28 protein-coding genes and 2 pseudogenes are annotated in these 25884 nt (G+C 62.6%); 17 read left to right on the top strand and 13 right to left on the bottom strand.

What is annotated here, in order from left to right; genetic code table 11:
* Nucleotides 1-16 precede the first annotated feature (16 nt).
* A pseudogene (locus NKH78_RS13830) lies at nt 17-981 on the bottom strand (glutaminase).
* Nucleotides 982-992: 11 nt separating this feature from the next.
* Entirely contained in the window at nt 993-2141 is a 1149-nt protein-coding gene (locus NKH78_RS13825) for a pyridoxal phosphate-dependent aminotransferase (RefSeq protein WP_352739740.1), read from the bottom strand.
* 145 nt (nt 2142-2286) lie between these two features.
* Between NKH78_RS13825 and NKH78_RS13820 the strand changes: the two genes are divergently transcribed.
* From NKH78_RS13820 to aat, 6 genes are all read left to right on the top strand, one after another.
* On the top strand, nt 2287-3681 hold the full coding sequence (locus NKH78_RS13820) for a M48 family metalloprotease (protein ID WP_352883103.1): 1395 nt from the start codon (nt 2287-2289) through the stop codon (nt 3679-3681).
* A gap of 70 nt (nt 3682-3751) precedes the next feature.
* On the top strand, nt 3752-4555 hold the full coding sequence (locus tag NKH78_RS13815; RefSeq protein WP_352705055.1) for a DsbA family protein: 804 nt from the start codon (nt 3752-3754) through the stop codon (nt 4553-4555).
* A 164-nt stretch (nt 4556-4719) separates the two neighbouring features.
* Nucleotides 4720-5154, top strand: a complete 435-nt coding sequence (aroQ, locus tag NKH78_RS13810; protein ID WP_031211260.1) for a type II 3-dehydroquinate dehydratase — start codon at nt 4720-4722, stop codon at nt 5152-5154.
* A 26-nt stretch (nt 5155-5180) separates the two neighbouring features.
* Nucleotides 5181-5639 (top strand): acetyl-CoA carboxylase biotin carboxyl carrier protein, encoded by a 459-nt coding sequence (gene accB, locus NKH78_RS13805; RefSeq protein ID WP_352477448.1) that lies wholly within the window; start codon nt 5181-5183, stop codon nt 5637-5639.
* A gap of 19 nt (nt 5640-5658) precedes the next feature.
* The gene (accC, locus tag NKH78_RS13800) at nt 5659-7002 is read left to right on the top strand and encodes an acetyl-CoA carboxylase biotin carboxylase subunit (protein WP_352477446.1); all 1344 of its coding nucleotides are present in this window, start codon (nt 5659-5661) and stop codon (nt 7000-7002) included.
* 15 nt (nt 7003-7017) lie between these two features.
* The gene (gene aat, locus NKH78_RS13795) at nt 7018-7635 is read left to right on the top strand and encodes a leucyl/phenylalanyl-tRNA--protein transferase (RefSeq protein WP_292662502.1); all 618 of its coding nucleotides are present in this window, start codon (nt 7018-7020) and stop codon (nt 7633-7635) included.
* Nucleotides 7636-7730: 95 nt separating this feature from the next.
* Here aat and NKH78_RS13790 read toward each other — a convergent pair whose 3' ends face one another.
* The 3 genes from NKH78_RS13790 to NKH78_RS13780 all read right to left on the bottom strand — a co-directional run bounded on the left by NKH78_RS13790 (nt 7731) and on the right by NKH78_RS13780 (nt 9207).
* Nucleotides 7731-8081: a hypothetical protein gene (locus tag NKH78_RS13790; protein ID WP_352705115.1), complete on the bottom strand. Its 351-nt coding sequence runs from the start codon at nt 8079-8081 to the stop codon at nt 7731-7733.
* Nucleotides 8082-8169: 88 nt separating this feature from the next.
* Nucleotides 8170-8652, bottom strand: a complete 483-nt coding sequence (locus NKH78_RS13785) for a DUF2155 domain-containing protein (protein WP_352739736.1) — start codon at nt 8650-8652, stop codon at nt 8170-8172.
* Between the two features lie 156 nt (nt 8653-8808).
* Entirely contained in the window at nt 8809-9207 is a 399-nt protein-coding gene (locus NKH78_RS13780; protein ID WP_254817092.1) for an NADH:ubiquinone oxidoreductase subunit NDUFA12, read from the bottom strand.
* 253 nt (nt 9208-9460) lie between these two features.
* On the opposite strand from NKH78_RS13780, the gene NKH78_RS13775 reads away from it, so the two are divergent.
* The 5 genes from NKH78_RS13775 to NKH78_RS13755 all read left to right on the top strand — a co-directional run bounded on the left by NKH78_RS13775 (nt 9461) and on the right by NKH78_RS13755 (nt 14463).
* A complete protein-coding gene (locus NKH78_RS13775; protein WP_352739734.1) occupies nt 9461-10621 on the top strand; it encodes a helix-turn-helix transcriptional regulator in 1161 nt (386 codons plus the stop codon).
* Between the two features lie 205 nt (nt 10622-10826).
* A complete protein-coding gene (locus NKH78_RS13770) occupies nt 10827-12227 on the top strand; it encodes an ArnT family glycosyltransferase (protein WP_352739732.1) in 1401 nt (466 codons plus the stop codon).
* 94 nt (nt 12228-12321) lie between these two features.
* Nucleotides 12322-12621 carry a hypothetical protein gene (locus NKH78_RS13765; protein WP_352646745.1) on the top strand — a complete coding sequence of 100 codons (300 nt, stop codon included), beginning with the start codon at nt 12322-12324 and terminating at the stop codon, nt 12619-12621.
* A 146-nt stretch (nt 12622-12767) separates the two neighbouring features.
* Nucleotides 12768-13979, top strand: a complete 1212-nt coding sequence (locus NKH78_RS13760; RefSeq protein WP_352649225.1) for a hypothetical protein — start codon at nt 12768-12770, stop codon at nt 13977-13979.
* Between the two features lie 142 nt (nt 13980-14121).
* Nucleotides 14122-14463, top strand: a complete 342-nt coding sequence (locus tag NKH78_RS13755; RefSeq protein WP_352739730.1) for a hypothetical protein — start codon at nt 14122-14124, stop codon at nt 14461-14463.
* Between the two features lie 16 nt (nt 14464-14479).
* Here the strand turns inward: NKH78_RS13755 and NKH78_RS13750 are convergent, their stop codons facing one another.
* The 4 genes from NKH78_RS13750 to NKH78_RS13735 all read right to left on the bottom strand — a co-directional run bounded on the left by NKH78_RS13750 (nt 14480) and on the right by NKH78_RS13735 (nt 17962).
* Nucleotides 14480-14968, bottom strand: coding sequence for a GNAT family N-acetyltransferase (locus NKH78_RS13750; RefSeq protein ID WP_352649223.1), 489 nt, complete (start codon nt 14966-14968; stop codon nt 14480-14482).
* Nucleotide 14969: 1 nt separating this feature from the next.
* Nucleotides 14970-16469 carry an Asp-tRNA(Asn)/Glu-tRNA(Gln) amidotransferase subunit GatB gene (gatB, locus tag NKH78_RS13745; protein WP_352649222.1) on the bottom strand — a complete coding sequence of 500 codons (1500 nt, stop codon included), beginning with the start codon at nt 16467-16469 and terminating at the stop codon, nt 14970-14972.
* A 190-nt stretch (nt 16470-16659) separates the two neighbouring features.
* The gene (locus NKH78_RS13740; protein WP_023717464.1) at nt 16660-17091 is read right to left on the bottom strand and encodes a CBS domain-containing protein; all 432 of its coding nucleotides are present in this window, start codon (nt 17089-17091) and stop codon (nt 16660-16662) included.
* Nucleotides 17092-17191: 100 nt separating this feature from the next.
* Entirely contained in the window at nt 17192-17962 is a 771-nt protein-coding gene (locus NKH78_RS13735) for a rhomboid family intramembrane serine protease (RefSeq protein WP_352739728.1), read from the bottom strand.
* 392 nt (nt 17963-18354) lie between these two features.
* Here NKH78_RS13735 and NKH78_RS13730 point away from each other — a divergent pair, with 392 nt between their 5' ends.
* From NKH78_RS13730 to NKH78_RS13720, 3 genes are all read left to right on the top strand, one after another.
* Complete coding sequence (locus NKH78_RS13730) at nt 18355-18993, top strand: PAS domain-containing protein (protein WP_352477429.1); 639 nt, start codon at nt 18355-18357, stop codon at nt 18991-18993.
* A gap of 117 nt (nt 18994-19110) precedes the next feature.
* Nucleotides 19111-19728 (top strand): PilZ domain-containing protein, encoded by a 618-nt coding sequence (locus NKH78_RS13725; RefSeq protein WP_254817716.1) that lies wholly within the window; start codon nt 19111-19113, stop codon nt 19726-19728.
* Nucleotides 19729-19987: 259 nt separating this feature from the next.
* Nucleotides 19988-20587 carry a transglutaminase-like cysteine peptidase gene (locus tag NKH78_RS13720; RefSeq protein WP_352508589.1) on the top strand — a complete coding sequence of 200 codons (600 nt, stop codon included), beginning with the start codon at nt 19988-19990 and terminating at the stop codon, nt 20585-20587.
* A 302-nt stretch (nt 20588-20889) separates the two neighbouring features.
* Here NKH78_RS13720 and NKH78_RS13715 read toward each other — a convergent pair whose 3' ends face one another.
* Nucleotides 20890-21786, bottom strand: a complete 897-nt coding sequence (locus NKH78_RS13715; RefSeq protein ID WP_352883097.1) for a LysR family transcriptional regulator — start codon at nt 21784-21786, stop codon at nt 20890-20892.
* A gap of 140 nt (nt 21787-21926) precedes the next feature.
* On the opposite strand from NKH78_RS13715, the pseudogene NKH78_RS13710 reads away from it, so the two are divergent.
* Together NKH78_RS13710 and NKH78_RS13705 are read left to right on the top strand one after the other, a co-directional pair.
* Nucleotides 21927-23000, top strand: a pseudogene (locus NKH78_RS13710) (MFS transporter); the annotation flags it as partial.
* 30 nt (nt 23001-23030) lie between these two features.
* The gene (locus NKH78_RS13705; RefSeq protein WP_352739724.1) at nt 23031-23777 is read left to right on the top strand and encodes an SDR family oxidoreductase; all 747 of its coding nucleotides are present in this window, start codon (nt 23031-23033) and stop codon (nt 23775-23777) included.
* 57 nt (nt 23778-23834) lie between these two features.
* On the opposite strand, the gene NKH78_RS13700 is transcribed toward NKH78_RS13705, so the two are convergent.
* Both NKH78_RS13700 and NKH78_RS13695 read right to left on the bottom strand, forming a co-directional pair.
* Nucleotides 23835-24362: a gamma carbonic anhydrase family protein gene (locus NKH78_RS13700; protein WP_352739722.1), complete on the bottom strand. Its 528-nt coding sequence runs from the start codon at nt 24360-24362 to the stop codon at nt 23835-23837.
* Nucleotides 24363-24380: 18 nt separating this feature from the next.
* Nucleotides 24381-24725 (bottom strand): DUF6949 family protein, encoded by a 345-nt coding sequence (locus NKH78_RS13695; RefSeq protein ID WP_352739720.1) that lies wholly within the window; start codon nt 24723-24725, stop codon nt 24381-24383.
* 120 nt (nt 24726-24845) lie between these two features.
* Between NKH78_RS13695 and NKH78_RS13690 the strand changes: the two genes are divergently transcribed.
* A complete protein-coding gene (locus NKH78_RS13690; RefSeq protein WP_352739718.1) occupies nt 24846-25577 on the top strand; it encodes a hypothetical protein in 732 nt (243 codons plus the stop codon).
* A gap of 68 nt (nt 25578-25645) precedes the next feature.
* Here the strand turns inward: NKH78_RS13690 and NKH78_RS13685 are convergent, their stop codons facing one another.
* A complete protein-coding gene (locus tag NKH78_RS13685; RefSeq protein WP_023674799.1) occupies nt 25646-25849 on the bottom strand; it encodes a DUF3126 family protein in 204 nt (67 codons plus the stop codon).
* Nucleotides 25850-25884: the final 35 nt, after the last annotated feature.

Genomic DNA, 25884 nt, shown 5'->3' with positions numbered 1-25884 from the left:
ATTGCAGGCGACGACACTAGGGTGCGAAGATCGACCAGTTCATTATCTTCGCCAGTTTTTCCAGCGCGGTCGAGCCCAGCCTGGAATTGCCGTTGGCATTGAGGCCAGGCGACCAGACGGCAAGCGAGGCGACGCCCGGCACGATTCCCAATATGCCGCCGCCAACGCCGCTCTTGCCGGGAATGCCGACGCGGAAAGCGAAGTCGCCGGAGCCGTCATAGTGGCCGCAGGTCAGCATCATCGCGCCGATGCGGCGCGCGCGCTCGGCCGAGACGACGGAATGCCCGGTCGCCGGGTTCTTGCCGCCATTGGCGAGGAAGCGGCCGGCCAGGGCCAGTTGCCGGCAGCTCATGGCGATAGCGCAATGGTGAAAGTAAACGCCCAGCGCCAGTTCCGGCGCATGGTGGAGATTGCCGAACGATTTCATGTAATTGGCGAGCGCGAAATTGCGAAAGCCGGTGGCGCGTTCGGACGCCGCGACCTCGCGGTCGACGATAATCGTGTCGTCATCGGCCAGGAACTGGATGAAGCGCAGGATCTCGCCGATCGCCTCGCGCGGCTGATGGCCGGCAAGCAGGATGTCTGAGACCACGATGGCGCCGGCATTGATGAATGGATTGCGCGGAATGCCGTTCTCGTGCTCGAGCTGGACGATCGAGTTGAACGGATTGCCCGAAGGTTCGCGCCCAACCCGCTGCCACAGCGCGTCGCCGACATTGCCGAGCGCCAGCGTCAGCGTGAACACCTTTGAGATGCTCTGGATTGAAAACGCCTCGTCGGCGTCACCCGCGGTCAGCACGCGGCCGTCATTGGTCACCGCGGCGATGCCGAATTTTTCGGATCGATCTCGCCGAGCTGGGGAATATAGCTGGCGACGTCGCCGCGATCGGTACGCTCCGCCATTTCGGTGGCGACCTCGCGCAAGGCCTGTTCAAGCTGGGGCGCCTGTTCAAGTTGAGACGCCTGTTCAAGCTCCGGCATCGTCGCCCCCGCTACTTCAGCCAGCGTTCGATGCGCGCCATCGCCTCGACCATGTCGTCGTGGCTACCGGCGTAGGAAAAGCGCATCGTGCGATGGCCCTGCAGCGGATCGAAATCGCGGCCGGGCGTCGCTGCCACATGCGCCTCGGCCAGCATCCGGCGCGCAAACGCCATGCTGTCATTGGTGTGCCTGGTGACGTCGCAGAAGGCGTAGAACGCGCCGTCCATGGGCGCGGCCAAAGCAAAGCCGAGCTCCGGCAGGCGTTGCATCAGGAGCTCGCGGTTCCAGGCATAGCGCGCCTTCACCGCTTCCAGCTCTGGCGTCGCCTTGAACGCCTCGATCGCGGCAATCTGGGACAGCTCGGGCGGCGAGATATAGAGGCTCTGGGCGATGCGCTCGACCGGCCGCACCAGTTCCTGCGGCAGCACCATCCAGCCGATGCGCCAGCCGGTCATGCAATAATATTTCGAGAAGGAATTGATCACCGTCACATCCGCGCCGAAAGAAAGCGCGGTCGTGTCTGGCGCCGCATAGGCCAGCCGGTGATAGATTTCGTCCGAGATTACGGCGATGCCGAGCTCTTGGGCCGTCTTGACCAGCGCCTCGAGATCGCTGGCGGGAATGACCGCGCCGGTCGGGTTGGCCGGGCTGGCGAACAGCACGCCCTTCAGAGGTTTTTCGCGATGCGCGGCTTGCAGGTGCTCGGCATGGAGGTAGGCGGCGCCGTCCAACTCGATCTCGGCGATGTCGATGCCGAGCGCGGCCATGATGTTGCGATAGGCCGGATAGCCGGGGGCGGCGATGGCGACGCGATCGCCTGGATCGAACATCGCCAGAAAAGCAAGGTTGAAGGCAGCCGACGATCCGGTGGTGACGGCTATCCGCTCGGGCGAAACGTCAAGCCCGTAATGCTCGCCATAGTGCGCCGCGATCGCCTTGCGCAGACCGGCGAGGCCCAGCGCGTCGGTATAGCCGATGCGGCCTGCTTTCAAGGCATTGGCCGCCGCTACGCGAACCCCGGCCGGCGCCGGATCGGAAGGCTGGCCGACGGCCATGGATACGACCGGCAGGCCGTTGGCTTTCAGCCGATTCGCCTCGGCCAGGATGTCCATGGCGTGGAACGGTTCGACCGCGCCGCGGCGCGAAAGCGAAACAACCATTTTTCAATCCACCACACTTGTCCGCGCGTGCCGGCCATGCTGGCCGCGCCGCACAAATGCCCGATTGGTGTGGGGATCACAAGTTCGGTAAGTTTAGGCTGCTGACTTTTCATCCTTCGCCCACTCGTCTACCAGTGGACCTGCCATGTTGAGCCGACCCAAATCGACGATCGCCAGGACAGCGCGCGCTTTCGCGACGCTTGCGCTTGCCGCGGTGGTCGCCATGGCCGGCTCGGTCGATGCATTTGCGCAGAATGTGCCGGTGGTGCGCGATGCCGAGATCGAAGCGCTGGTACGCGACTACGCGCGGCCGATCTTCAAGGCGGCCGGTCTATCGGGCGACGCCATCAACATCGTGCTGGTCAACGATCAGAGCTTCAACGCCTTTGTTGCCGGGCGCCGCATGTTCATCAATACCGGCGCGCTGATGACGGCCGAAACGCCCAACGAGATTATCGGCGTCATCGCCCACGAGGCCGGCCATATCGCCGGCGGGCATCAGCAGAAACTGCGGGAGCAACTCGAGCGTGCCAAGACGATGGCAATACTGGCGACGCTGCTTGGCGCCGGCGCCATGGTTGCCGGCGCCACCAGCAACAGCCGCGGCCTCGCTGGGGCCGGCATGGGCGTGATGGCCGGCGGCGGCGAGATGGCGCAACGCAGTATCCTAGCCTATCAGCGCACCGAAGAGATGACCGCCGACCGCTCGGCGATAGCTTATCTCAATGCTACCGGCCAGTCCGGCATGGGCATGCTGAAGACGTTCGGCCGTTTCCAGAACGCATTGTCGCTCTCTGGCGGGCAAGTCGATCCCTATCGCATCAGCCATCCGATGCCGCAGGAGCGTATCGCCAATCTCGAAGTGCTGGTGAAGCAGAGCCCTTACGTCGACAAGGTCGACCCGCCGGCACTGCAGCAGCGCCACGATATGATGCGCATCAAGATCGCCGCCTACATGCAAGGCCAGGCGGCGGCGTCACGATTGATGCGCAAGAACCCCGGCAGCCTCGCCTCGCGCTATGGCGACGCGCAGATGACCTATCTTTTCGGCAATCTTGCTTCGGCGCTCACCAAGACCAACGCGCTGATCAAGGAACAGCCGAAAAATCCGTATTTCCAGGAATTGCGCGGCGACATCCTGATGAAGGCGAACCGGCCGAAGGATGCTGCCGACGCCTATGCCAAGGCGGTCAGCCTCGATCCGGCGCGATCCGGGCTGCTGCCGGTCTCTTACGGCCAGGCGCTGATGGCCATCGGCACGGAGGATTCGCTGAAGAAGGCGGTGGCGCAGATCAACACCGGCCTCGGACGGGATCGCGAAAACGCCGACGGATACCGCTATCTGGCACAGGCTTACGGGGAACTCGGCAGCATCCCGGCCGCCGAGCTTGCAACCGCCGAAGGGCATTTCTATTCCGGCGACTACAAGAATGCGAAGATCTTCGCCATGCGGGCGCAGCAGAGCATGAAGCGGGGCGAGCCCGGCTGGCTTCGCGCGCAGGACATTATAAACTACGCACCATTAGGTAAGAAGAAGTGAACCTTTCGGACGCAGGCTGCGACACAGCCAAAGCGAGCGGACCGGAACACGGGCAAGAGGATCGAGGATCATGACCAAGGCAATTCTGCTGGGCACTACCGGAGTGGCAGCGGCTCTCGCCATGCTGGCGTTCGGCTTCGTCGCCGGCAATCCGCAGACGGCGAAGGCCGGCACGGCGCAGCTTGCCCAGACGGCGTCCTCGGGTACCAAGCTCGACCGCACCGAAGTCGAAGGCATCGTCCGCGACTATCTCCTGAAGAACCCGGAAGTGCTTCTGGAAGCACAGCAGGCACTCGAGGCCAAGCAGAAGGAAGAACAGCGCGTCGCCAGTCTCGGCGTCATCAAAGACGCCAAGGACCAGATCTTCAATTCCTCCTTTGACGGCGTTGTCGGCAATCCCAACGGCAAGGTCACTATCGTCGAATTCTATGATTATAATTGCGGCTACTGCAAACGCGCCATCGACGACATGCGCGCGCTGACCAAGGCCGATCCGGACCTGCGCTTCGTGCTCAAGGAATTCCCGATCCTCGGCCCGGATTCGCAGAAGGCGAGCGTCGTCTCGATGGCCTTCCACTTGCTGAAGCCCGAGAAATACGGCGAATTCCATAATGCGCTGCTCGGCGGCCAGGGGCGCGCCACCGAGGCGGCGGCAATCAAGGTGGCGCTGTCGCTCGGCGCCGACGAGACGACGCTGCGCGAAAAGATGAAGGACCCGAGCATCACCGAGGCCTTCTCTAAGACCTATGATCTCGCCACCAAGCTCGCCATCACCGGAACGCCGTCCTACGTGGTCGGCAACGAGGTTGTGTTCGGCGCGCTTGGCCAGGAAGTGCTGGCCGAAAAGATCGAGGCGGCGAAGGCGGCGCTCTGATTAGCGTTCGGGTTTCGATTGGGGCTGCGGGTTTCCGGCGCGGGCCGTTTTCCGGCTGTTGTGGACGGCGAAAGAACGCACTTGCGCTCTTTTCGCCAGCGTCTATGCCCATTATAGAGGGTCCGGCGCGCCGGCTTAGCCGCGCCGGGAAAGGTCGGCATTTTTTGAAAACGGTTTTCGTCCTGAACGGCCCCAATCTCAACGCGCTCGGCAAGCGCGAGCCTGGTATCTATGGCGGCAAGACGCTTGCCGCGATCGCCGACGACTGCAAGCAGGCAGGTGCCGCACTTGGGCTGGAGATCGATTTCCGCCAGTCGAACCATGAGGGCGACCTCGTCGACTGGATCCAGGAGGCCGCCGACAAGGCCGCCGCAATCGTCATCAATCCGGGCGCCTACGGCCATACCTCGATCGCCATTCACGATGCCATCCGCGCCGTCGCGCCGCTGCCGGTAGCTGAGGTGCATCTTTCCAACATCCATGCGCGGGAACCATTCCGCCACGTCTCCATGGTCGCGCCGGTCGCCGTCGGCATGATCTGCGGGTTCGGGCCGCTCGGCTACACGCTGGCGCTGCAGGCGCTGGCTGCACGCCTATGACCGGCCAACAAACAGAAGGCTCGAAAATGTCGATAAAGAAGAACGGTGTTGACCAGCAGCTGATCCGCGATCTGGCGGGCATACTGAACGACACCAACCTGACCGAGATCGAGGTCGAGCTGGGCGATCTGAAGGTGCGCGTCTCGCGGCAGGCGCCGGCCGTCCATGCTGTCGCCGCAGCGCAGCCGGCCCACGCGCCGGCAGCCGCGCAGCCCGCGGCAGCCGCCGTGCCGGCGGCGCCCGACGTGTCGAAGAACGCCGTCGCCTCGCCGATGGTCGGCACAGCCTATCTGGCGCCGTCGCCCGACGCCAAGGCGTTCATCGAGGTCGGACAGAAGGTCAAGGAAGGCCAGACGCTGCTGATCATCGAGGCGATGAAGACGATGAACCAGATCCCCTCGCCGCGCGCCGGCACGGTGACGGCGATCCTGTTCGAAGACGCGCAACCGGTCGAATATGGCATGCCGCTCGTTGTGATCGAGTAGAGCCGGGAACAGGCGAAAGATGTTCCAGAAAATCCTCATCGCCAATCGCGGCGAAATCGCCCTCAGGGTGCTGCGCGCCTGCAAGGAGCTCGGCATCCAGACGGTGGTGGTGCATTCGACCGCCGACGCCGACGCCATGCATGTGCGTCTCGCTGACGAGAGCGTCTGCATCGGCCCGCCGCCGTCGCGCGACAGCTATCTCAACATCCACCAGATCGTCGCCGCCTGCGAGATCACCGGCGCCGACGCAGTGCATCCCGGCTACGGTTTTCTGTCGGAGAACGCCAAGTTCGCCGACATCCTCGCCGCGCACAACATCACCTTCATCGGCCCGACCGGCGACCATATCCGCATTATGGGTGACAAGATCGAGGCCAAGCGCACGGCAAAGCGCCTCGGCATCCCCGTGGTGCCCGGCTCCGACGGCGCGGTCACCGAGGACAAGGAAGCCAAGCGCATTGCCGCCGCGATCGGCTACCCTGTGATCATCAAGGCGTCGGCCGGCGGCGGCGGGCGCGGCATGAAAGTGGCGCATAGCGAGGCCGACCTCGAGGTGGCGCTGCAGACGGCACGCTCGGAGGCGGGTGCGGCCTTCGGCGACGACGCCGTCTACATCGAGAAATATCTGCAGAAGCCGCGCCATATCGAAGTGCAGGTGTTCGGCGATGGCGCCGGGCGCGGCGTGCATTTCGGCGAGCGCGACTGCTCGCTGCAGCGCCGCCACCAGAAGGTCTGGGAAGAAGCGCCCTCGCCGGCGCTCAATGCCGAGGAGCGCGCGCATATTGGCGGCGTCTGCGCCAGGGCCATCGCCGATCTCGGCTATTCCGGCGCCGGCACCATCGAATTCCTCTATGAGGACGGCGAGTTCTATTTCATCGAGATGAACACGCGCCTGCAGGTCGAACATCCGGTGACCGAGGCGATCACCGGCATCGATCTCGTGCACGAGCAGATCCGCGTCGCCTCGGGCGGCGGGCTTTCGGTGCGCCAGGAGGATATCCGCTTCCACGGCCATGCCATCGAATGCCGCATCAACGCCGAGGATCCGCGCACCTTCACCCCCTCGCCAGGCACCATCACCCACTTTCACACGCCGGGCGGCCTCGGTATCCGCGTCGATTCCGGCGTCTATTCGGGCTACAAGATCCCACCCTACTACGACAGCCTGATCGGCAAGCTGATCGTGCACGGCCGCAACCGCGTCGAGTGCATGATGCGGCTGCGGCGCGCGCTCGACGAATTCGTCGTCGACGGCATCAAAACGACGCTGCCGCTGTTTCGCGACCTCGTTGGCAACGCCGACATCGCCAATGGCGACTACGACATCCACTGGCTGGAAAAATACCTGGCCGAAGGCGAGTGATACAGGGGCGAAGCGATGACCCGTCCCTACGCACCCGGTTATCGCATCCCGACCGACCTTTTGCTCAAAGCCTATGCCTCCGGCGTCTTCCCGATGGCCGAAAGCGCCAATGACCCCGAAGTATTCTGGGTGCGGCCGGAGACGCGCGGCATCATTCCGCTCGACGGGTTCCACATACCGAAAAGCCTGAGAAAGACGATCCGCAAGAACCTGTTCGAGTTCCGTATCGATTTCGACTTCGAGGCGACGATCGAGGCCTGCGCCGAAAGGCGCGAGGAACGTCGGTCGACCTGGATCAACGCGCCGATCCGCGAAGCCTATATCGAGCTGCATCGGATGGGCCATTGCCATTCGGTCGAGGCCTGGCACGACGACCGGTTGGTCGGCGGGCTCTACGGCGTATCGCTCGGCCGCGTGTTTTTCGGCGAGAGCATGTTCGCCAGGGAGACCGACGCGTCAAAGGCCTGCCTGGTTCACCTCGTCGAACGCCTGAAGGCGCGCGGCTTTGCACTGCTCGACACGCAGTTCACCACCGAGCATCTCAAACGCTTCGGCGCAATCGACGTGCCGCGCGGCAAGTACGAGAAGATGCTGGCCGAGGCGCTGAAGGGCGAGGCGGTGTTTTTTCCATAACCTGGAGAATGGTTCATCGTTTTCACAGAATTCCGGACGGAAACCGTTCACTTTTCGTGGAATTGCTCTAGCGGCCAGTCAGCTTTTTGCTGCCGTCACAGCGGCGTCTGTGCGTGGAACATCATCTTCCAGCCATTGACGCGGTGGACATAGCCAGTGCTGACCAGCGCCGCATAGGCTTCGCCATTTTGCCGGGTCGCACGCGCCTCGTAGGTCAGCATGACGATGTCGCTGCCCGGCTCGATGATGCCCTTGAGGTCGATGTCGAGATCGCGCCAGCGGTTCTGGTCCGTGGCGGTTTCGGCCAGATCGGAATTGCTCATCACCCGCGCCATCTGCGGGAAGGCCACCAGGCATTCGGTATCGGCATTGGCCTTGAAGTAGTCGGCGTCGCCGCTCCAGAATCCCCTTTCGATGTCGAGAAGTTCGTTCTTGTTGGCCATCATCATGGCAACCTCCTCCGTAGAGAGGCACCAACGCTCGGGGAACGCGGCGGTTCCGCGGGGCGCGGTATCCGCCGCGCGCTGACAGATTCTAGTTGGTTTTGGGGGCGGCGGGTGCCGGCACGTCGGACTTCTGCTTGCAGCCCTTCAGCCAGATATCATAGACGGCATGCTCGACGGCGTTGATCCCGGGGCTTTCGGCAAACATCCAGCCGGTGAAGATACGGCGTATCTTCCGGTCGAGCGTGATCTCGTCGACCTCGACGAACGAATCCGTCTTCGGCTCTTCGTTTTCGGGCCGCGAATAGCAGATGCGCGGCGTCACCTGCAAAGCGCCGAACTGCACCGTCTCGTCGATATAGACATCGAAGGTGATGATCCGGCCGGTGATCTTGTCGATGCCGGCGAATTCAGCGACGGGATTGGTGAGGCGTTCGGATACTGCCGGTGCTGCAGGCGCTACCGACGCGTCCGGCGCAGGCGGCGCCAATTCCTGCGCAGCGGCAAGCGCCACCATGGAAGCGAGAACGACCGCGGTTAATCCGCCCGTCAAAATTCGGCTGAACATGCTCATGCAAGGTCCGGTGATTTGCGCCCGGGTGATTCTCTTAACGCCAAGGCTAGTTGCTGCTGTCGGATCAGCAAACAGCTAAACAGTAATTGTGGCGACAAAGGACCGCCCGCGTGGGGACCGCCTCCGTGGGGGACCGCGGCCTGTCGCGGCGATCGATCACGAACCGGGCGTCCAGGCGTCGTAGTCGCCCGTCACCTGCGGACGATGCCGGTTGGTCAGCACCGACCCCTTCGGCCGATAGGCTGCGGGGCTGCCGGTGAGGTTCGGCACATGCGGCTTTTGCCAGTCGCGTGGCTTGTAGTCTTCGCTTGGCGGCGGAACGTCTACACGGTGATGGATCCAGCCATGCCAGCCGGGCGGAATCGCCGAGGCTTCCGAATAGTCGCGGTAGATGACCCAGCGGCGGGTGCGGCCTTCCGAATCGACGCCGCCCTCATAGTAGACGTTGCCGACCTCGTCCTGCCCGACCTTCTTGCCATGCCGCCAGGTGTGAAAGCGCGTTCCCAATGTCTGGCTGTTCCACCAGGTGAAAAACTGCAGAAGGAAAGTCTTCATCCAAATCCTCGTGGCAAGTCCTTGTGGCAAGTCCTCGCGGCGGCTGCGGCGCCTGTACCTGCTTATGGCGTCACGGCATTGCGAAGGCAAGGGTCTTGCCGCAACCGGCGAGCAAATGGCTGACGGAAAAGCGATACGTTCATGCTATTTTCGCGGCCGTCCGAAGCAGATGAAATAAGTTGTTGGCAACCTTACGCAGCGTTATTCTAACAGTTGATGCTTCGTTGCCTAGGACGGCAAATGAGAGGGGTTTATGTCATCGCTGGCGGGCACGGCCGGTCGCGCATTGCCGCAGGTCGTTGAGGCGATCTACGATTCGATTGCCGACGTCGACCGCTGGCAGGCGACACTCGAGGCCATCTGCAATCTGGCGGAAGGCCGGCTTGCCATGCTCGCCGTCATCGACACGATCAGCAGCTCTGCGCGGTTTTCGGTATCCTGCGGCGATCCCGCAGTTCTTGAGCCGTTGAAGCATGACTACGGCTCGCAAGTACCGTTCTATGCGGCGGTTCCCAAGATGGAGATCGACGTGCCCTTCACCGTCGATTCGATCTACGCCCTGCAAGGCCCGGATACACGACAGAGATGGCTCGAAAGCCGCATCGTGCGCGAATGGGTACAACCCAACCGGCTGGACGATTTCTTCTGGGTGGCGTTGATGAAGCGGCCGACCCGGATCGGTACGCTAATGGTGGTGACCGACAAGGACAGACGCCAGATTTCCCGCGAGGATCTCGAGCTTGTCTGCCTGCTGGCGCCGCATGTGCGGCGCGCGGTGACCATCGGCGACCTGTTCGAGGCCGAGCGGCGCAAGGCCGAAATCTTCCGCTCCATCATCGAAAGCCTCGACCATCCGGTGCTGATCGTCGCCGAAGACATGACCATCATCTTCGCCAACCCGTCAGCCGAAGCGCTGCTCGCCGAAAACATTTCGGTCGCTTGCGTGCGCGGACAGCTGTCCTTCACCTATGCCAACGCCAACGCCGCGATCGGCCGTGCCGTCCAGCTCGGCACGCGCGACGAATTCGCACTCGGACCTTGCGGCATCAACATTCCCCTGGCCAAGACGGCCGTTCCGGCGGTGGCCCATGTTATGCCGCTGGCGCGGCGTGAAATCTCGGCGCGCATCTCGCAGCGGGCCGCCGCAGCGATCTTCATCGCCGCGGCCGGTTCGACACCGACCCCGGCGCTGGACGCCATTGCGGCGCTGTTCGGACTGACCGCGGCAGAAAGGCGAGTCGCCGGTCACGTTGCCGCCGGCCTGACGCGAAAGGAAATCGCCGCGGCCGGCGGCGTCTCGGACGGCACCGTCAAGTCGCAGCTGGCGACGATCTTCGACAAGACCGGCACCGGCGATCAGCGCGAGCTCGAACTCTTGATGCGCGAATTGTCACCGCCGTTGCGCTCCAGTTGATTTGCGCAGATTCTCGAACCGGCGGTGGTCCAAATGACTCGGCCGGTAAGTTTTTCAACCTTTGCCACCATCGTCCGCAAAATCTGGGAAACGAAACCGGCATCGTTGCAATTCGGCCAAAATCGTGGTGCGGTCGTTCGCGGTCCAGAAACGCAGCACTCTGCTCGGCTGGAAAGAAAATGGTTTCTGGCGCGGATCTCAATCTTTGACACCGACATCTACCAAGCGGCTGCTCCCCTACCTCTTTTTGCTTGGGCTGATCGTAATCGCAGTCGCTTTCCGGCCACTGCTGCCCGTCGACGAAACGCGATATCTCAGCGTCACCTGGGAAATGTATCTGAGCGGACAGATCTTCGTCCCGACGATGAATTTCGCGCCCTATCTGCAGAAGCCGCCTCTGCTGTTTTGGCTTATCGACCTTGTCTGGAAGATTTTCGGCGCCAGCCGGCCGGCCGCGATGCTGGTCATCTTCGCCGCCTCCTCGCTCGTCATCTGGCTGACGACGGCTTTGGCAAAGACCCTGTTTCCGGGCCGCGACGACATCGCACGGCGCATCCCCTGGCTGGTTGCCGGAAGCTGCGTGTTCGTCATCTATTCGACGCTGATCCTATTCGACTTGTTGCTGACGGTGTTTGTGCTCGCCGCGCTGTTGTCGTTGATTGCCTTTGCCCGGAGCGGCAATCGCTGGCAGGCCGTTCTGGCCGGGCTGTTCATCGGCATGGGCGTGCTGACGAAAGGCCCGGTGGTGCTGATCCATATCGGCGCGCCCATCCTGTTCTACCCGTTCTGGCGCGACCGACGGGCGGGACTGACGACACCGAACTTCCTCGCTGGAGTGGGCCTGGCGGTGCTTGCCGCGCTGATTCCGGTGGCGATCTGGCTGGTGCCGGCGACGATCCTGACAAAGGGCAGTTTCGTCTATGATCTGGTCTGGAACCAATCGGCGGGGCGCGTCACCGGCAATTTGCGCAATTCGCACGGCCGGCCGTTCTATTTCTATCTGCTGCTGCTGCCGGTCATGTTCATACCGTGGATCTTCATACCCGAGGTCTGGCGGTTGAAGCTGCGCACGCGGATACGCAGCCTGATCGAGACGAAGTCGCCGGATCTGCGCGCCTTGCGCCTGCTGTCGTTCTCGTTCGTTGCCGTGTTGCTGGCGTTCAGCGCGATATCCGGCAAGCAGCCTCACTATGTCGTGCCGATGTTGCCGTTCGTGACCATCCTGTTCGGGTATTTCATGGCGGAGATCCCGCTCGCCAGGCTGAAAAGCTCGGCCGTCGTCATGCTTGTCATTTTCGGCATCGGCCACGCGGTGGCATCGGCAGCCGCGTTCAAACGCTATGACCTGACGCCGCTCGCCAACTTCATAGACGAGCGAAAGGATGCGGACTGGGCCGTGGCTTTCGACTATCAAGGCGAAGTCGGCTTCCTGGCCCGGTTGCAAAGGCCATTCGAAAGCACCGACAAACCGGAAGAATGGCTTGGCTCGCATCCCAGCGGCTATGTCATCGACAAGGTTTCCAAGGATCCCGGCACTGCAGGGCAAATCGCCTTCCGGCTTCGCGTCGAACGCGGTTATCTCGTCGTGCTGAAGGGACAGCATTGACGATCGTCACCGGTATGCGAGTTCGTCCCCCGCGCGGGAGATGAAAGCGTTGCTGCTTCGTGGTTCCATCGCTCGATAGAACCGGGAGGTATTCATGCGCAAGCTCATCTCGACGACGCTTTTTGCCTTATCGCTCGCTGTGGCCGGCCTTGCCGCCGATCCGGCATGGAGCTTCAAATGTCAGTCCGGAACGATCGGGCAAGGCAGTTGCTCCTGCTCCGGGACCGCCGACTGCACCGATATGCGGCACTCCAAAATGTGCAAGGGCGACCTGAACTGCGGTTCGGGCAAGTGCTCCTGCACGGCTGCATTGGTAGTCGACCCCGGCCCGAAAACCCCCAAGCCCAAGGTCGTCGCGCCGAAGGCGACAACCAAAGGCGTCGTGAAGCAGTAGATGTCCGATCCGAAAGGACGGCGGCTCGACGTCGCTGGGCCGGCCCGACGTTTCGCGGTTCATCCCCCGTGCGGGCGATGAACCGCCATCGAAGAAGTGCTGCTGTCTAGCCGGAGGGTGGTTTCCAACGACAGAGCGAGGATACCATGTTGAAAACCTGCATGATGCTGTTCTTCTGCCTGATGGCGGCCACCGCGGCCGCCCAGCCGCCGCCTTCGGGGCCGCCGGTTCCCAGTGCGGCACTTGCCCCATGCAACGCCACACAATCGAACAAGCCGTGCAAAGCCGAACTCGGCGTGTTCCTGATCACCAACACCGTCCGCAACCTGGCGCAAGCCAAGGTCGACGCCACCAACGCACAGCTGGCCGCCCAGGGACGATCGTCACGCGCATCGATCGAATCGCTGAAGCAATGGCGGCCGTCGCGCTTTGCGACGCAGATGCTGAACCAGCCGAACAGCTGGTTTGTCAAAGTTCCTTACATCCTGACCATCAAAGTCTCGATCCCGGTGACCTCCGACCGCCACATCGGCATTCCCATAGACGTCAACGTCTTCTGCAGCGGCTGGCAGACCGATTCCAGCCAGGTCATCATCCGCTCGCAACCCGGCCCGGCGAGCTTCGAGGGCGGCAACATCCTCGAGGACGTTTTCAACGTCGGCAATTACATCGACGCGCAGGTACGCAACTCGTTTTCGGCACCCCTACCGGTGACGACGCCGGTTCCAAATTCGAAATGCTCGGCAATAGACGGCTCCGATGCCGGCACGCAGGCTACCGGCGATGATCTCATCTTCTGGACGGTGCCGCGGCGCAACCTGGTGGTGACGGACGCCATAGCCAAGCCGACGGTTGAAGTCACCTTCGACAGCCTCACACGCCTGTCAGCCCGCGACTTCCACAGCAATGTCGTCTATGCGGAATCCGAGGCTATAAACCTCAACGTCTACGCCAATGAGGACGGCCTTCAGAAGGCGCTGACGATGCGCGAAGGCGACGTGGCTGCGCTGAACCTTCCCGCAGTACGGCTCGACGCGCGAAAATACGATTCGCTAGTGGTCATCGGCAATGTCGACCAGCCGCCGAACGATCCCAGAGACAGCGCCTTCGCAGTAGCGGCCAAGACTGCGGGATTCGGTGCCGGTTCCAAGATCATGCAGATCCCGAAGTGGTATTCGAGGCCTCCGGACCAGTTCAATCCCAAGCCTACATGGATCAGAGTTCCCGCCTATGAGCTGCACTATACGGTACGCTATCTCAATAGCGGCGAGCTGGCCGTCGATGGTGGAACCAGTACGGTCCGGCCTCCAAAAGTCGCCGTTCCGATAAAGACGCTTATCAAGCCGAAAACGCGCTGACGCGGCCGCTCGCGGATCACGGCGGCAGTTCCCGCCATCCCCCGCGCGGCCGATGCGGCAGCGCCGGCGTCATGGCCTGATCTTGCGGAAACAAACGCGCCGCTGCGCCGCGAGCGAGCGGCGCCATCGATGGAGACGCACGATGCTGCACTCGCCCCACACCATGCCCGCCGTCCGGATCATTGCGGCAATCTCGCTGCTTGCCTTCCCGAACTTCCTGCCGCCGGTCACGATCCCGGCGAACGCGCTGCCGGTCAGCCAATCCTGCCGGATCACCACCTATTACAAGACGGCGGCAAAGGCGACGGAGGTTGGCGTGCGCTCGACGTGCCAGGGCGTTAAAAAATGGGGCGTCACCTCGAAATATTACGAGGTCGAAAAGATCGAAGCCGCTACGCCCCCGCACACGTCGGACGGCGGCGGCAGCCTGCCGTGCGAGTTTCTCGCCGCCGGCTGCTTCAACCTGCCCGTGAAACGCAACTGAGCGCCAGGCGAACGAGCTAGCCGATCGCCTTCTCCAAAACCAGCGCCGGCAATCCTGAGGCGCCGCCGCAATCGGCCGTGTTGCCGGCGGGCGTGAACCCTCTCGAGCGGTAAAAGGCAACGGCCGGAGCATTTGCTTCCTCGACCTCGACGCGCAGCGTTCGGGCCTCCGGAAAGCTGGCCTCGATCTCGTCCAGCAGGGCCTGGCCGATGCCTTGCCTCTGCCAGGCCGGATGCACGTAAAGCTGGTTCAGCATGACGACCCCGGCATCCGTCGTGGCGGCCGCGAAAGCCATGCCACCGATGCTTTTGCCGTCGTCCGCGACCAGGAATTCCGAGTTCGGTCGTGTCAACCGCGCTTTGAGCGCGGCGATCGAATGCCATTCGTCGGTGATTTCGGTGACCCGCGCCGCGCCGTAGATGGCGTCATAGGTGGCGTGCCATGTCTCCACCAGCAATGCGCGCACCGCCGCAAGATCGCGCTCGCTGGCGGTGCGGACGAACATCCTATTCGATCCCGAGCTTGGCCTTGACCAGCTCGTTGACCACCTGCGGGTTGGCCTTGCCGCCGGTCGCCTTCATCACCTGGCCGACGAACCAGCCGGCCATGGTCGGCTTGGCGCGCGCCTGTTCGACCTTGTCCGGGTTGGCGGCGATCACCTCGTCCACCGCCGTTTCGATAGCCCCGGTATCGGTGACCTGCTTCATGCCGCGGCTTTCGACCAGCTGACGCGGATCGCCGCCCTCGTTCCAGACGATCTCGAACAGATCCTTGGCGATCTTGCCGGAGATGGTGCCCTCCTTGATCAGATCGATGACCGCGCCGAGCTGATCGGGCGAAACCGGAGCATTTTCAATACTCTTGCCGGCTCTGTTCAACGCACCCAGCAAATCGTTGATGACCCAGTTGGCGGCAAGCTTGCCATCGCGACCAGCGGCCACCTTCTCGAAATAGTCGGCGACCGCCTTTTCCGATACCAGGATCGAGGCGTCGTAGGTCGACAGGCCGAGCGAGGAGATCAGCCGTGCCTTCTTGGCGTCCGGAAGTTCAGGCAGGTCCTTTGCCAGCGCATCGACATAGGCCTGGTCGAATTCCAGCGGCAGAAGGTCGGGATCCGGGAAATAGCGATAGTCGTGCGCTTCTTCCTTGGAACGCATCGAGCGCGTTTCGCCCTTATTGGGATCGAACAGCCGCGTTTCCTGGTCGATCTTGCCGCCGTCCTCCAGGATGGCGATCTGGCGGCGCGCCTCGGAGTCGATGGCCTGGCCGATGAAACGGATCGAGTTGACGTTCTTGATCTCGCAGCGCGTGCCGAATTCACCGCCAGGCCGGCGTACCGAGACGTTGACGTCGGCGCGCAGCGAGCCTTCGTCCATGTTGCCGTCGCACGTGCCGAGGTAGCGCACGATGGTGCGCAGCTTGGTGACATAGGCCTTGGCTTCATCGGCGGAGCGCATATCCGGCTTCGAAACGATCTCCATCAGCGCCACGCCGGAGCGGTTGAGATCGACATAGGACATCGTCGCATGCTGGTCGTGCATCGACTTGCCGGCATCCTGCTCCAGATGCAGGCGCTCGATGCCGACCTCGATATCCTCGAACTCGCCCTGCCGGTCGGGGCCGACGGAGACGATCACCTTGCCCTCGCCGACGATCGGTTGCTTGAACTGCGAGATCTGGTAGCCCTGCGGCAGGTCGGGGTAGAAATAGTTTTTCCTGTCGAAGACCGATTTGTGGTTGATCTGGGCCTTCAGGCCCAGACCGGTACGGATCGCCTGCTTGACGCATTCCTCGTTGATCACCGGCAGCATGCCAGGCATCGCCGCATCGACCAGGCTGACATTGGCGTTGGGCGCGGCGCCGAAAGTGGTCGAGGCGCCGGAAAACAGCTTTGCCTGCGAGGTCACCTGCGCGTGGACCTCGAGGCCGATGATGATCTCCCAGTCGCCGGTGGCGCCGGGAACCAGGCGCTTGGCGTCGGGCGTGCGGGTATCGATGATGCTCATAAGGGCCTGCATATTGGAATTGCGGATATGCGGAACGCATATTTTGGTGTGCAACTTCGCTAGTGCAAACCGCTTCGCGAGACAAGCGCCAAGCCGCAGGCGCCGACGCGGCACAGGCCCGCAGCTGCCGCGATGGACTGCTATAGCAGCTTGAAAAATTCAAATGGCCGGCAACCCGGCCGCCGCCGCCTCATGCCGTGGCGATATAGGCCCTGATCTCCTCGGCCTCGCGCTCGACATCCTCGATGCGCCGCTTGACCACATCGCCGATCGACACGATGCCGTCGAGCAGCCCGTTCTTTTCCACCGGCAGATGGCGGAAGCGACCCTTGGTCATGATCTCCATCACCTCGTTGACGGTGTGGTTCTCATTGCAGATCTTCACCTTGGGCGTCATCGCCGAGCGGATGGCAAGGTCGAGCGCCGCGGCCCCCTCCTTGGCGAGAACCCGCACCACATCGCGCTCGGAAAGAATGCCGACGATCTTGTGATCGCCGTTGGTGATGACCAGCGCGCCGATCCTGTGTTCGGAAAGCATGCGGATGGCTTCGCTGAGCTTTTCGTTCGGCCCGAGCGTCACCACGTCGTGGCCTTTTGCCTCGAGAATTGCCTTAACAGTCATGGCGTCCTCCTCTGCATTTCCTGCCGGCTCCTGCCCTGGCCGGCTTTCCCTGGGATGAACATGGTGCGCCGCGATCGGTTGCTTTTCAAGTGCGGAGGTCTCAGCTCTCCGGCTCCTCCGTCTGCCGGGGCACCTGCTCTCGCCGATCAAAAAACCGCAGGCCGAAGAAGCCGGCAAGAAAGCCGCCAATATGGGCTTCCCAGGCGATCTGGCCGTCAATGCCGGGCGCCAGGCCGAAGAGGCCGGTCGCCAGGTTGATCACCATCCACATGGCGAGAAAGGTGACGACGCCACGCGAGCGCAGGACCGCCGCCATCGGCAAAGGCCGGCCAGCGAAGGCGGCCTTGCCCGACGAGCGGTCGATGCGGAAGCCGTAGCGCGCCGCCGCGCCCATCATGCCGGAAATCGCGCCGGAGGCGCCGACCAGCGGTGCCTCGCCAAGCGGGTGCATGGCCCAGAACAGCGCCACCGCCGCCAGTCCCGTCGCGGCGAAGAACAGGCTGAAGCGCAGCGCGCCGAAGCGGTTGGCCAACGGTGAGCCGAAAGCCGCGAGCCACACCATGTTGATGGCAAGATGGGCAAAGCCGCCATGCAGGAAGGCATAGGTAAAAGGGCTTGAAAAGGCGAAGAAATCCAGGTCGAAGCGGCCGGAATAGCGGATCGGCACAAAGGCAGCCCGGACAAGCAGTTCGAAGTCCTGGTCGTCGGTCAGCCAATAGACCCGGATCAGATGGACCGCGACGCAGATGCCGATCACCGCCAGCACCACGGGCGGCAGGTTGAACACCGGCTCGCGGCGCTGCTCCGGTTCGCGGGCGACACGCCCACCCTGGCCCTGCTCGATCTGCGGTGGGCTTTCTGGGTCACTCATATGGCTTGCACTCAGTCGCTGGATTGGACTTCGCGAGCATGTAGATCACGGCCAACCGAATCACAAACGGCGAATCAGCAGGCCCGGATCAAAAAAGAAGCCGTCCAAGGTTTCCCTTGAACGGCTGGTCGAGCCCCCTTGCTCCCCCTGAACTCTTGACTGAAGTGCTGCCGATCGTCGCAAAACGACCGCTTCTGGAGTGATTTCGGTGTGCCACAGGGCTGGCAGGCGCGCAACGTAAACCAGTTGTTAACCTTAACCGCCCCGACCCGTGAACAAGTATTAACGATGCTGGCACGCATCCTGCTCCGCAACGCATGTAGGTCTTCGGAGGGCGCCCTTCTGTTCACCGATGGGACATCAGAAGACAGAATGCGCGGAGCAGCATTAGCATGAACCAGACCGGATCGATCACGCTGTTCCATTATTGGAACCGGTTGCGTGACGGACGCCCTGCCCCGAAGCGCTCGGAAGTCGAACCGGCCGACATCAAGTCGCTGCTGGCCGACACGTTTATCCTGGAAAAGGACACGCGCGGCGAAGCGGTGTTCCGGCTGGCCGGCACCAGGCTTTGCGCAGTCTATGGCCGCGAACTCAAGGGGTTTTCATTCCCTTCGCTGTGGCGCGAAAAGGACCAGCGGCTGATCTCGAAGCTGACCGACGGCGTCTTCGACCTGAAATCGGCGGCCCTCATTACCTATGAGGGTTTCAGCCGCAATGGCCGCTCCAACAGGTTCGAGCTGCTCGCGTTGCCGCTCGACGGCGGGGTCGAGAGCCCGCGCTGCCTCGGCGTGATAAGCGCCGTCGAAAAGCCCTTCTGGCTGGGCGCGGACCCGGTTTTCGACGCGTTGATCGATTCGATCCGTGTCGTCGATCCCGACAAGGAGCCGATGTTCCTGAAGAACCGGCCGGCGATAGAGGTTCCCTCGCTCGCCCCGTCGGAATTCGACCCGCCCGAGACGATTTCGGCGCTCGGCCAGGCCCGCCGCATCCGTCACCTGGTCGTCTTCGACGGCGGACGCGAGGAATGATGCCCAAAGCTTAAAGCAACAGCGCCGGGTTTTCCCCTTTGTTAACCTGCTTTGTTGTAGTTTTCCGCTGAAATTCCCCGCATCCATGCGCGGAATGCCGAACGGGGTATGGCAGTGATGAGGTCAGCGGCGGTCGACCATGCACCGTCCCAAGCTGAAAGGCGTAACTTTCAGCGCGTCCGCGTGAAGATTTACGGACGCTTCATGCTGGAAGACCGCACCGAACATCCCTGCCAGGTAGTCGACATGTCGCCCGGCAACGTTTCGCTGCGCACCGAGCGCGCCGGCCTGGCTGGCGAAAAGGTCATTGCCTATATCGATCATATCGGACGCATCGAGGGCGTCATTACCCGCACTTTGCAGGATGGCTTTGCGATGACCGTCATCGCGTCGGAGCGCAAGAGGGACAAGCTCGCCGCGCAACTGACCTGGCTTGCCAACAAGCACGAGCTCGACCTGCCGGAAGACCGTCGCCATGAACGCGTCGCGCCGCGCAACCCGACGAGCGTGCTGCAGCTTGCCGACGGACGCCAGTACCAGTGCCGCATCATCGACCTGTCGCTGTCGGGCGCGGCGATCGAGATCGACGTCAAGCCGGCCATCGGCGTCCAGGTGACGCTGGGCACCATGCGCGGCCAGGTGGTGCGCCATTTCGAAGATGGCATCGCCATCGAGTTCGCCGTCATCCAGCGCCCCGAAACGCTTGATACCGAATTCAGCTCACCGCGCGGCTGACGCGGAAGCGTTAGCGCCATCGGGAAGCGAGGCTGGCGACCTTCGCGCCCCCTCGTCCCGCCATCTTAGCTGTTCGAACGGGGCGACGAAGCATGGGAACGCACCCGGCTGGAATCCATAAACAATTCTATACTTAATTGCATCAAATTTTATGTTTATTCTATTGTTGTTTTACTTAATGTCTACTTCGCGCTTTTGCGTCAAATAAATCCAGCCGTGTCATTGTCTCCTCAAACGGGGAGACGGAATAATGAACAGGATGAGGGGCAAGCTGTTGCTGGCGGCAATAGCGATGCAGCTTTTCGGCTGGGGGACTGCAAACGCGGCGGAGCCGGCCTTCATGCACACCGGCGGCCGCACCACACAGCCGGTCGGTCACTACGAATTGTGCCAGCAGTTTCCGCGGGAATGCAATCAGAGGACGCCTGACCAGGCACCGGTCGAGCTCACCCGCAAGCTGTGGGCGACGATCGTCAAGATCAACAATTCGGTCAACAGCAAGGTCGCGCCCCGCACCGACATGGAAATGTGGGGCAAGGAGGAAGTCTGGTCCTTTCCCAATAACGGCTTCGGCGACTGCGAGGACTATGCGCTGGAAAAGCGCCGCGAGCTGATGAGCATCGGCGTGCCGGCCGGCGATCTGCTGATGACGGTCGTGCGTCAGCGCAACGGCGACGGCCATGCTGTGCTGACCGTGCGCACCAGTCTTGGCGAGTTCATCCTCGACAATCTGCAGCCCAAGGTGCTGTCCTGGACCAATACCGGCTACACCTATCTGAAGCGCCAGTCCGACCGGAATTCCGGCGCCTGGGTGACGATCAACGACGGCCGCTCCGACGCGGTCGCCAGCGTCCGCTGAGGACGCCAATGCATGTCGCCCAAAAGCGCGTAGCGGTTGTGGGATAACGACATGCATAAAACAGAGGTTAAGTGCGTCGCATGACTTCGCGCTTTAGGAGAAACCCGGTCGAGTCCCCACCCTCCCCGTCCCCAACGACCGGGTTTAAGGAGCCGGCCCCGTCCCCGGGCCGGCTCCACCATTTCCGGCGGAACAACATCTCGATACAGTTATCTCGGCTTTGCCTCCAACTGCGCTTCGTCATCCAAGCTGTCTCACGATCGTTTGTGGGATACGAGCTGCCGTTTGCCGTCGAAACGCTGTTACTTGCCCCTGATACGGAACGTGTCGACAAAGGCGGAAAACGCCGGAGAGGGATGGCGTCGGCTTGGATAGTACAGGTGGTAACCCTGGAACGTCGGGCACCATTTGGTCAGGACTTCCTGAAGAAGGCCACTCTCAATGTGTGGCAGGACGAGTTCGCGCGGTAGATAGGCCAAGCCCACTCCGTCAAGCGCGGCCTGGATCGCCGGCCCCATGTTGTTAAGCGTCAGTTGCCCCTCGACCCGAGCACTGAACTCGCGCGCTCCTTCCCGCAATTCCCATGCATAGACCGATCCTGACGTCGGCAGCCGGTAGTTGATGCAGTTATGGTCGGTCAGCTCCTGCGGCGTCTGCGGCGGTGTCCGGTGGGCGAAGTAACGGGGTGAGCCGACGACAGTGTAGGTCACGTCGGCTCCGATGCGCACGGCTACCATGTCCCGGGCAATGGACTCGCCCAGCCGAACACCGGCGTCGAACTGGCGCTCGACGATGTTGGTGAAGGCGTTATCAACCACCAGCTCGACATTGATATCGGGGAAGTCGCTCAGGAACTTTGGCAGCCGGGCGCGGAAGACAATGTCGACCGAATCGTCGGTGCACACCAGGCGAATGTTGCCGGACGGCCTGTCGCGCAGGACGCCGAGAGCGCTGAGCTCAGCCGCGATGCCTTCGAAATGCGGTTCGATGCCTTCCTTGAGGCGTTGACCGGCCGCCGTCGGGGCCACGTCGCGCGTGGTGCGAGACAGAAGACGGACGCCAAGCCGCGACTCCAGCGACTTGATGGTGTGGCTAAGAGCCGAAGGAGTGACGCCGAGCTTGGCGGCTGCTCGGGTGAAGCTCCGCGTCCGGGTGATCTCCAGAAACGCGCGCATTTCGGCGAACTCGTCGCGTGGCATTGATGAGCCTCATTCACAACCACATCAAAATTATACCCGCTAGTCGCATTTGGCCAGCCCGACTACTTAATTCGGGAACGGACAGGAGACTGCCTTATGACCATTGAACTCGCGCTGGGCGAGGCCGCCGCTGCTGACACCTGCCGGTGAGCCTGCTCACCCCGATCGCTCAGGATCTGGCCGTCTCCGAGGGTCAGGCCGGCCAGGCAATCGCGGTATCCGGATTCTTCGCCGTGGTTACCAGCCTCTTCGGCAACTCGCTGTTGCGAAACGTCGATCGACGGACGGTGGTTCTGCTCCATACGGCAGTGCTGGCCGCATCGAGCCTGGCGGTGGCGGTTGCTCCCAACTTCCTGGTCTTCCTGGCCGGGCGGGCGCTGGTCGGCATCGCGATCGGCGGTTTCTGGTCACTGTCGACGGCCATTCTGGCCCGCTTGGCCCCGGGACCCGACCTGCCCAAGGCCATTGCCTTGCTCCAGGGTGGCACTGCGTTCGCATTGGTGATCGCCGCGCCCGTCGGCAGCTTCCTCGGATCGCTGATCGGATGGCGGGGAGCCTTTTTCGTCACTGTCCCCATCGGCCTTGCGGCGCTCGTGTGGCAGTTGGCCGTTCTCCCGAAGATGCCACCGATGGAGGCCGCCTCGGTGTCGAGCATGTTCCGCTTGCTGCGGAATCGCAGATTCGCCATCGGCATGGGCGCAACCGGGCTCGCGTTCATCGGGCAGAACGCGCTCTCGATCTACCTGCGGCCGTTTCTGGAAAACGTGACGGGCCTCGAGGTCAACACCCTCTCAATGGCTCTGTTGGGCGTCGGCCTCGGCGGCCTGGCGGGACTGTCGATCATCGGCCTCATACTCCGGCGGCACCTCACAGCCGTGCTCATCGGGCTGCCGAGTGCCCTCGCGGTCTTCGCTCTACTCCTGATTGCCTTTGGACCGTTTGCAGACACGACGGCCGGCCTGCTGGTTCTTTGGGGACTGTTCGCGACCCCGATCCCGGTGGCGTGGAACACCTGGATGACCACGCTCATCCCTGAAGACCTGGAGGCCGGGGGCGGACTCCAGGTCGCCCTGATCCAGTTCGCGATCGCGGGCGGCGCTATCGCGGGAGGCCTGCTGTTCGACGCGGCCGGCTGGTGGAGCGCCTTCCTTCTCGCCGCCGTCCTGCTCACGGGTTCGGCCTTGCTCGCCGCCTCGGCCGGCCCCCGCACCTGAACTCTTTCAATTCTTGTCTAGGAGAATCTCATGTCCGAAGGAATCGAGAACAAGGTCGTTGTCATCACCGGTGCCAGCAGTGGCCTCGGTGAAGCGACGGCACACCATCTTGCCGCGCGAGGCGCTTCCGTGGTCCTGGGTGCACGCCGGTCACACCGCATCGACGCGCTTGTCCAGGAACTGACCGCCGCTGGGCTCAAAGCCAAGGCCGTCACTACGGACGTCACCGACGCCGGCCAGGTCCAGAACCTGGTGAACACGGCGGTCCGGGAATTCGGCCGCATCGACGTGATGCTCAACAATGCGGGCCTCATGCCGTTGGCCCCGCTCGAACGGCTCAAGATTGACGAATGGGACCGGATGATCGACGTCAACATCAAGGGCGTCCTTTACGGCATCGCGGCCGCACTTCCGTACATGAAGGAACAGCGATCGGGGCACATTATCAATGTCTCGTCCGTATACGGCCATGTGGTCGACCCGGGTGCGGCGGTCTATTGCGCCACCAAGTTCGCCGTGCGTGCGCTGTCCGAGGGTCTGCGGAAAGAGGTGAAACCCTACAACATCCGCACCACGGTGATCTCGCCGGGCGCTGTCACCACAGAGTTGCTCGAGCACATCAGCGAGAAGGATATCCAGCAGGACACCAGGGACTTCGTGAGCAAGATCGCCGTGGGGCCAGATACGTTTGCCCGCACGGTCGCCTTCGCGATCAACGAGCCCGACGACGTCGATATCAACGAGATCTTGTTCCGGCCGACCGCCCAGCCGGTTTGACTTGGAAGGGGCTATGCTTTCGGTATCCCAAGGCCGGCTCCACCATTTCTGGATCGGCTAGACCTTCTTCAGCCCAGCCCTGAATCGCCTGCCGTTGGCCACATAATGCGCGGCCGAGGCGCGCAGCCTGGCGATTGCGGCTTCGTCGAGCGTCCTGACGACGCGCGCGGGCGAGCCGACGATCAGCGAATTGTCGGCGAATTGCTTACCTTCGGTGACCAGCGCGCCGGCCCCGACCAGCGAGTTGTTGCCGATTTTCGCGCCGTTCAGAATGATGGCGCCCATGCCGATCAGGGTGTTGTCGCCGATCGTGCATCCATGCAGCAAGGCACGGTGGCCGATCGTGCAGCCTTGGCCGACGGTCAGCGGAAAGCCGGCGTCGGTGTGCATGATTGTGTGCTCCTGCACGTTTGTGTCGGCGCCGATGACGATCGGCTCGTCGTCGCCGCGGACGACGACGCCGAACCAGAAGCCGGCATTGCGGCCGATCCTGATATTGCCGATCAGCGTGGCGTCGGGCGCGATCCAGTTGCTGTCGGCGTCCTCGAAGGCGGGCGCTTTTCCGTCAATCGCGTAGATCGGCATTGCTGTCTCCAGATCGTCTCACACCGACAAGCTGCCAGACCCTAGAAGCGAAGCCGCCCAGGACGCAATGGCGATCACCACCATGCCCAGCGCCAGCGCCCAGATGGTCGCCATACAGCCGCAGGAGATCAGCCCCAGCACCGAGATGCGACGCTCGCGCCAGGCGTCCAGCGCCTCGTTGGCGAACATCAGCGGCCCGGCGCAAGCCGTCGCAGCGAGCGAGCGCAGCATGTGCTTCGACGATACATAGGGCTGGACGAAGGCAAGCTTGCGGCCTGCGATCAGCTCCATCGCCGATCCGGCCAGGCCGCAAGCCGTCAGCCCAGCCATAAAACTGAATATGATTTGTTCGACGGGACCCATCTTTACCCTCCGTTTACCATGAAATCGCACAGTCGCCTGCAAAAGCTGCATAGCAAGAGCCGTGCCGCGCCGAGATGTGCCGCTCAGGCACACCCGACGGGACGACAGATGAGGGTCGCGATGAAGCAGGCAGCCGCAACACAGGGCCAGCAACTCAGTGTTGTCGATTCGACGCTGATGAAGCGGGTGTTTTATGCATTCGCAACGCTGGCGCTGCTTTCGATGGCGATCAGCCTTGGCGGCAGATGGTTCGGCCGCTCGATCGCCATGGCCGGGTACACCGACGACACCACGGTCCACAAGGTCGTCATCGGCAACAACGTCATCGCCGTGCCGGCCAATGTCATCCGCTTTGCCCAGGCCCGGCGCGACGGCATCGCCTCGCGGCTCGACCTCTATCTGCGCTATCCCGAGATGGACGGTTACAGCGAGGCTGCCCGCAACGACTTCAACCACACCGGACCCAGCAAGGACATCGTCTTCCTGTCGTTCGAGCCGCAGATGATGTCGCGCGACATGAGCGGCCGCTTTGCGCCGATCTACAGTGCGCTGATTGCCAAGCCGGGTACGCCCGGCCCTGGCAGCACGACGCTTTACGCCTTCAGCGAAAAATCAGGCTATCTCAACGAAGTGCTGGCGGTCGCCGACCGCCCCGGCAAGGATCCGTTTGTTGCACGCTGCCTCAGCGGCCCGAGCGCGGACGAATCGCTAGCGCCCTGCGAGCGCGACATCCTGGTCGGCGATAATCTCAGCCTCACCTACCGCTTCCCGCGGGAATTCCTGGGCGACTGGCAGGCGCTCGATGCGGCGATTTCGGGCGAGGCAACGCGTGTGCTGAAGACCGGGCGGTAAGCAACGAAACGAGCCGTTCCGTAGCGATCCTTCGCTGTCCCGCCGGCGCCAGTCGCAAAATTCCCGGCTCAGGCCAGATCGATGTCGAGGATCGCCATCGAGAAATTATAGTCCCCGTCGTCCTCGTCCTTGAAGACGATGCCGAGGAACTCGTCGCCGACATAGACCTCGGCCGAATCTTCCTTGCGCGGCCGCGCCTTCACTTCGAGTTTTGGGTTCTGGAAGGTGCGCTTGAAATAGGCGTCCAGCTTTCTGATTTCGTCCGGCTTCAACAGTCTTCTCCGATCGTCGCTTGCTAAAGTACGTC

Origin of the sequence: Mesorhizobium sp. M0910 (assembly GCF_040319465.1) — a bacterium.
Classification (GTDB): domain Bacteria; phylum Pseudomonadota; class Alphaproteobacteria; order Rhizobiales; family Rhizobiaceae; genus Mesorhizobium.
This window is presented reverse-complemented; position numbering and strand designations above follow the sequence as displayed.